The organism is Vibrio sp. 1288, from assembly GCF_033344475.1.
This window is the reverse complement of sequence record NZ_JAWPOX010000417.1, coordinates 1-756: the sequence shown is the minus strand read 5'-3', so window position 1 is coordinate 756 and position 756 is coordinate 1. Positions and strand designations below refer to the sequence as shown.

Annotated in this window: 1 protein-coding gene; it reads right to left on the bottom strand. The window is 41.5% G+C overall.

Annotated features, from left to right (window positions below):
• Positions 1-517: 517 nt before the first annotated feature.
• Positions 518-756: LysR substrate-binding domain-containing protein (locus tag R8O11_RS27140; protein ID WP_318194865.1), on the bottom strand; the 239-nt coding region annotated here is incomplete at its 5' end.

Sequence of the window (756 nt, the reverse complement as noted above, 5' to 3'; positions counted from 1 at the left end):
CACGACGGCAAGCGCTGTACCACTACCAGAGCGAAAACCTGAGCGGTAGTATTTGGTTTTAACCTGATCGGTCAGGACATTCTCTTCCCCGACTATCGTTTTAAATTCTTCTATCAGCTGCTTTTGTTTCATATCCGTATCTCTAGTTATTTTGCATCACTCACATCCAACCGAACACGGTGTGGATTTGAGTTTGGCTCACTATAAGCAGTCAATTTCCCTGCGTCCATCAAGGTCAATCGTACAAACCTTAACCAGCACTCACATAGCGTAATTAATCTGTTGTTTTTCTGTAACTTAGCGTTCACAAACCGACGTTAGAACGAAAGAAACAGATCGTTTCCAAAAAGAAACAATAACAAAACCATTCTTTAACAGGTGTGCGCAACGTCTTGTTATCAAAGTAAGTGATGAAGGAGTAACACCGTGTAAGTGGCTAAATTGGATAAATTATTTAAGAGAAAAGGTGGAAACAAAACCACAACACCAAAGTAACCAATGGCGTTGTAGACTTGATTTAAAATCGATGATTTTGACTTTGGAAGCTGTTGTATAGGTGATCAATGAAGATCTTAATCTTCTCGGGTTGCTGCCTTGTGTATGGGTAGACAGCGTAGATACCCAAGCATTTCGCCGTTTCTTCTTTGAACAACTGGATCAAGCTGCCCTGCTTTAAATCTTCATACACCAATACACGAGGCACGTAGATAACACCTTGCCCTAACAGCGCGACATTTCGCAACGCGGAAGAGTTGT